Below are 6,185 nucleotides of genomic sequence, written 5' to 3'. Positions count from 1 at the left end.
CTCGGGTGGCAATCCGTTTTTATTTTGATACTCAAAGAGGAATTCTTTTAATTCTATACATTTCTGGTTGATAACGGTCTCGTACATCACCTCTTGCACTTTCAATATTTCAAAATCCGGCCGCTATGGCCGTCCATGTAGCGAATCCCCTTGTCAAAGTAGTCGAACATCTGCTGAGGCCGTTAATATCTGTGGTTTTTTCGGGAATGGGGGATTCTCTTGTGGCTAGTTGCAGTACACTTGCAAGAAACCTAACATTAGATCAACGGAAGATATCGGAGGGTGAACAGACTCGATTTTATCTAAAAAAGGCCGCACGAAATCTACACCAGCCACAGCACATTTTTTTTAAATGGATTTGGAATAGCTTATTCACTTAAAAAACAACGACTATTCGCTTGGCTTTGGCACGAGTGGGTGTTTCCGGGGGCGACCGATCTTTGGCTTTTTTCGCCTGCCCTTACTCGTGCGGGTCTTTTTCCCTTCTAAGGCTTCCCGAAAGTCACAAGGTTCGGCATCGGCGTACAAACGGAATAGCTGTAAGACCCGCTGAATTGTTTGTTCGGGAGCCCCAATCACTCGTATCCATTCCATAAACGCATAAGCAATCAGGCTAAGCAGGACTTGACGCGTCACGCCTTCTGCTTGATTGGTGTACAAATGCGCCCCATTCATTCGGTGCTTAAAGGTCTTGAAAAACGTCTCGATTTGCCAGCGAAGCTTATAAATCTGTGCAATTACTGGTGCCTCCACATCCCACCGGTTCGTGAGTACAACGCTGAGACACTCCTTTCCCTTCCGGTTCACATACGGATAGGTTACTCGCCGCATTCGATGGGGTTCCCCCTTCGAGCTTGGGACCAGCACCTCAGCGTCTTCCACAATCCCACACTCTGGAGGGAGTGGCCGCAGGCGCGTCACCGTCAGTCGGTTGTTCTGTTTTATCCGAACGGCAAACCGAAGGCCCGCCTGGTCCCATTCACAAAACTGGTGGTATCCGGGATAGCCGCGATCCATGACATACGTAGAGTTCTCCCGATCGGGTTGAAGCAGCCGATCGAGCACTTCCGGATCGTGATCCGCGACGCCGGCCGTCGAGAACACCGCTCGTCCAGGGTGCACATTCTGCTCATTGTAGACATGCAACCCAAGATGAAGCTTGACCTTAACCTGCCCCTTTTGGGTAAACGCCCAGTGCTCCCCGTGAGCCGTAAGCGAAAGTTGAGTGGGGTCGATGACGCGTAACGCCCCGATGTCCGGAAAACGATCTTGCTTAAGCTGACACTGAATCAGCGCCTCCATCAGGTCGGTATAGAACTCTTGAAGGAGAAAAAGAGGGATGCGCTGAAGCCGTCGGTTGAGCGCCGAGTCACTAATGGAAGAGAAGCCCACGATCTGCTGTAACCATTTTGCTTTACGAAAGTAGGCAGAAAACTCAGACAAAGACGGTTGATTTTGGAGCAAGGCGAAAAGAAACAAGAAAATGGTTCGGTACGTTGTTAATTTGGGGACACGATGGTCGTGCACCGGATGCCTTTTGTCCACCGGAATCCAATTTAAAAGTTGACCAGCCACGGTCTTGAAATTTATAATTTGATTCAAGGTTCCTCCTATTTCATGTTGTGGCTGTGGTAACTACAACTTTAGGGGGAACCGATTTTTTTTGAAGGGTTATTTTTCCATATCTACTCATGTCAGGTTTGGTGCAAGTGTACTGGGCTAGTTGATATATATATCGATTTCGCTCGCGCTGTGCGAGCCTATCTCCATTATGGGCTTTCAGCACCTTTTCAAACAGCTAGGATGGCAGTGGCTTATCGGTGAAAGGGACTGCAGATGTACTCGAACTGGATGGCACCATCCGTGATCCATACCGGATAGAGTATCTGGCACAGCATATTGAGCAGATGGCGGAAGCCATTGCCGATGGCGTGGAGCTAATGGGCTACACCAGCTGGGGCTGTATTGATCTGATCTCGGCTTCCACCTCGGAGATGCGCAAGCGGTACGGCTTCATTTATGTTGATCAGGATGATGCAGGCAATGGAACGCTGCTGCGTCTGCGTAAGGACAGCTTTTACTGGTACAAAAAGGTCATAACCTCTAACGGAGCAAATTTAAGCTATTAGTGCGGCGTTATAGTCCTTGTTCATTTTTTACGAAAACCTTGAGAAATCAAGGTTTTTTTGTTTTTTTAATAAGGAATAGGAAGCTTGTGAGTTTCTTCTTATAACGAAGTTTTATCCGGGAAGGCACTTAACTTATGGGCAAGCCGCTTTTTGGCCGACTATTTTTTTAGGTATTCCGAGAAGTTCTCCTGAAAGTCCAGTGAATGAATATCTTCCCGAAGATGGTGGTGGATTAGCGGACCGATATTGGTGGTTTCCTTTTGCACCATAAGCTCAAGAATGGATTGGTGTTCGCTCCAGATTTCTTCCAGCTTGTCGGTCTTGAGCATGTGCAGTCTGCGGTACCTGAGATAATGTACATTCGACTGCTGGATCAGAGTCCACAGATACTCACGTCCAGCAAGCCTGTACAAGGCCCGGTGAAACTCGTCGTCTAAATTAAGGAAAGAATCTACAGCATTCTCCTGCCCGATGACCTCTTTTTGTTTCTTAAGAATCTCCTTCAGTTCGTGCACCCCGGGTAGTAAAAGCTGTGCAGAAAGATCCTTGAGGATCTCCTTTTCCAGTGTGCAACGCAAGTATGTGATTTGTTCAACAGATTCAAGATCAATAAAGGACACAATATTACCTTTTTTCGGGTAGATATCGGTATAAGATTCCAGTGCAAGCTGCTTGAGAACATCACGCAACGGCGTACGTGAAATCTGAAACCGCTCAGACAAGGCTGTTTCACTTAGAATGGTACCTGGCTTTAACGCCAGCGTGAGGATTTCTTGCTTCAATGTGTTTAGAATTTCAGCTTTGATTGACATTTCTGTTCCTGCTTTCAATTGTTGATGACAGATACAGTACTAGTATACATGATAAGTTCATTCATTAAAATTATCGAGATGAAAATAGGGTGGAAATTCCTTATTTTTATGATAAAATTCCTGATGAATTTGTGATTGACAAAGAATTGTTCTTATTCTATGATCAAGTAAATCTTGTATACAAGATAGATGAAAACGAATTCACAGGAGGGTTTATCAATGAACATGACGTGGAGATGGTACGGCGAGGGCAATGACAATATCACGCTGGATCATATTCGGCAGATTCCGGGTGTAATGGGGATTGTCTGGTCTTTGCACGAGAAAGTAGCTGGAGAAGTGTGGGAAATGGAACGGATCCAAGAAGTGGCGGATCAAATCACCAGTAAGGGTTTCAGCACGGCTGTAGTAGAAAGCGTCAACGTTCATGATGATATCAAAATCGGCTTGCCGACCCGTGATAAATATATCGATATTTATATCGACACCATTCGTAAACTCGCCAAGGTTGGCGTTAAGGTGATTTGCTATAATTTTATGCCTGTTTTCGATTGGACCCGCACAGAGCTGTATAAAGAGTTGCCTGATGGCTCGAATGCTCTCTTTTATGAAAAGGCTGCCATTACCGATAATCCGCGTGAGATGGTGGACCGGATTCTGAAGGGAGCTGGACAGTTCACGATGCCGGGCTGGGAGCCGGAGCGGCTGGCGAAGCTAGATGAGCTGTTTGCGGCTTATGCGGATGTGACGGAAGATAAACTGTTCGACAACCTCCAGTATTTCCTGGAACGCATTATTCCAGTATGCGAGGAAGTGGACATCAAGATGGCTATTCATCCGGATGATCCGGCTTGGCCGATCTTTGGACTGCCGCGTATTATCCGCAATCGGGATATGATCCGCCGCTTTCTGGATTTGGTGGACAGCCCGTACAACGGTTTGACGTTCTGCACAGGGTCACTCGGCACGAATCCGGATAACGATCTGCCAGCGATGATCCGCGAGTTCCATGACCGTATTCATTTTGCACATATCCGCAATGTGAAGGTATTTGAGAACGGTGATTTCATTGAGGTGTCGCACCGTGGGCGTGACGGAAGCGTTGATGTGGCCGAGGTGGTCAAAGCCTATCATGAGAACGGATACATTGGTTATGTACGTCCGGATCACGGGCGTCATCTGTGGGGGGAAGAGAAGAACTGCCGCCCGGGTTATGGTTTGTATGATAGAGCTATGGGCATCATGTATTTGCTTGGTGTCTGGGATAGCTTGGACAACGTCAAGGAGGCAAAATAAATGCTGCATCTGACCAGAAGCAGTATCCAAGGGGAAAAAGCAGCTTGGAAAGCTGCTGGAGTGGAGCTTCCACAGTTCGACTATGAGCAGGTAGCAAACAATACACAGCTTAAACCGGAATGGATTCATTTCGGTGCAGGTAATATTTTCAGGGGATTCGTGGCAAATGCTCATCAGAAGCTGCTGGATAGCAGGAAGTCGGATACAGGTATTATTGCGGTGGAGACCTTTGATTTCGAAATGATTGATAAAGTCTACAAGCCCTACGACAATCTGACCCTTTTAGTGCTGATGAATGCTCGTGGTGATTTTCAGAAAAGAGTAGTCAGCAGTATTGTGGAGGGAATCGCAGCGGACAAAAACCGTGAAGCGGAGTACCGCCGATTGATCGAGGTGTTCGAGAATCCGAGCCTGCAAATGGCCAGCTTCACCATCACGGAGAAGGGATACTCGTTGACGGATCCGCATGATAAATATCTTGGCATTGTGAAAAAGGATATCGAGAGCGGACCGGAGCATCCTGTTCATGTCATGAGCATTGTAGCTTCGCTTGCTTATCGAAGATATCTGAAAGGCCAATATCCGATGACCTTTGTCAGCATGGACAACTGCTCACACAATGGCGACAAGTTGAAGAACGGTGTTGTGTCCATCGCTAAGGAATGGGCCCAAAGAGGACTTGTTGTGGAAGACTTTGTGCGCTATCTGGAAGATGAACGATTAATAACCTTTCCATTGTCCATGATCGATAAAATCACACCACGTCCTTCGGAGAGTGTACAGGCCGCGCTTCTGGAACAGGGAATTGGCGATATGGATGTAATCATTACCTCCAAAAACACATATACCGCTCCTTTCGTAAATGCCGAGATTAGCGAATACCTTGTAGTGGAGGACAACTTTACGAACGGACGTCCACCACTAGAGGAAGCCGGAATTATTTTTACGGACCGGGAGACAGTCAACAAGGTGGAGACGATGAAAGTAACGACCTGCCTTAATCCGCTGCATACGGCGCTTGCTGTTTCCGGTTGTCTGCTTGGCTACACCTTGATCGCGGATGAGATGAAGGACGATACTTTGCGGAGGTTTGTGGAGATAATCGGTTACAAAGAAGGTCTGCCCGTCGTAGTGGACCCGGGGATTCTCAGTCCAAAGCAGTTCCTGGACGAAGTCCTTAAGGAGCGTTTTGCCAATCCATTTATCCCCGATACTCCACAGCGGATTGCTACAGACACTTCGCAGAAGGTGGGTATACGGTTCGGTGAAACTATTAAATCCTATATTCGACGGGAGGAGCTCGATCCAGCGCAGCTAACAGCGATTCCACTGGCTATCGCGGTGTGGTGTCGTTACTTACTAGGAGTGAATGATGCTGGAGAGGTCTTCACATTGAGTTCAGATCCGTTACTAGAAACACTGCAAGGTTACCTGCAAGGAGTTTCGCTTGGAGACCAAACCGCAAGTGTGCGCCCCATTCTTGAAGATGAGCGACTTTTTGGGGTTCCGTTGTACGCAATTGGTCTAGGCGATAAGATTGAGGTTATGTTCCAGGAAATGATGGCAGGCCCAGGAGCGGTACGGAGAACATTAGAGAACTATTTGAAGTGAAAGCTAGGCAGTTAAGTAGATTTGATTTAATATAGGAGAAAATAAAGCAAAAAAAGTCCCTAGGCAATCAATCGGGGCTTTTTTTGTATGATTTTAAAAAACCCAAACAAAGTGTGAAAAGAATCTTATGTAAAATGAGAAGAACGAAAGTTAAACTAAAAACATGGCGAATAACCGGTGTTCGTCAACTGAGCGACGAATTTTGAGGGGGTTCAACACCATGTTGTGGAGCGGGCAGAAAGGCCGGCTGGAGTAGAAGCGGCGAAAAGGAAGCGGGATTTATACCGTAGAATGAGGCGGATGGAGTGGTTGCGGAGACAATAGAGGCATTAATGCC

General features: G+C 47.0%; 4 protein-coding genes and 1 pseudogene. 3 read left to right on the top strand and 2 right to left on the bottom strand.

Translation table 11 applies throughout. The features are described from left to right. Positions 1–390 precede the first annotated feature (390 nt). Positions 391–1,602: an IS4 family transposase gene (locus tag MHH60_RS31020; RefSeq protein ID WP_042130076.1), complete on the bottom strand. Its 1,212-nt coding sequence runs from the start codon at positions 1,600–1,602 to the stop codon at positions 391–393. A 239-nt stretch (positions 1,603–1,841) separates the two neighbouring features. Between MHH60_RS31020 and MHH60_RS31015 the strand changes: the two are divergent. After that, positions 1,842–2,129: pseudogene (locus MHH60_RS31015) on the top strand (family 1 glycosylhydrolase); the annotation flags it as partial. 158 nt (positions 2,130–2,287) lie between these two features. Here MHH60_RS31015 and MHH60_RS31010 read toward each other — a convergent pair. Beyond that, positions 2,288–2,941, bottom strand: a complete 654-nt coding sequence (locus tag MHH60_RS31010; RefSeq protein ID WP_036683283.1) for a GntR family transcriptional regulator — start codon at positions 2,939–2,941, stop codon at positions 2,288–2,290. A 219-nt stretch (positions 2,942–3,160) separates the two neighbouring features. Between MHH60_RS31010 and uxuA the strand changes: the two genes are divergently transcribed. Continuing rightward, a complete protein-coding gene (uxuA, locus tag MHH60_RS31005; RefSeq protein WP_038572722.1) occupies positions 3,161–4,237 on the top strand; it encodes a mannonate dehydratase in 1,077 nt (358 codons plus the stop codon). Further along, positions 4,238–5,848 carry a mannitol dehydrogenase family protein gene (locus MHH60_RS31000; protein WP_076099839.1) on the top strand — a complete coding sequence of 537 codons (1,611 nt, stop codon included), beginning with the start codon at positions 4,238–4,240 and terminating at the stop codon, positions 5,846–5,848. Positions 5,849–6,185 lie beyond the last annotated feature (337 nt).

Source organism: Paenibacillus sp. FSL H7-0716 (assembly GCF_038002705.1).
Taxonomy (GTDB): Bacteria; Bacillota; Bacilli; order Paenibacillales; family Paenibacillaceae; genus Paenibacillus_AQ; species Paenibacillus_AQ odorifer.
This window is presented reverse-complemented; position numbering and strand designations above follow the sequence as displayed.

Coding starts and splice junctions, on each gene's coding strand:
- MHH60_RS31010 (WP_036683283.1), bottom strand. CDS start 2,941: ATGTCAATCAAAGCTGAAATTCTAAACACATTGAAGCAAGAAATCCTC.
- uxuA (WP_038572722.1), top strand. CDS start 3,161: ATGAACATGACGTGGAGATGGTACGGCGAGGGCAATGACAATATCACG.
- MHH60_RS31000 (WP_076099839.1), top strand. CDS start 4,238: ATGCTGCATCTGACCAGAAGCAGTATCCAAGGGGAAAAAGCAGCTTGG.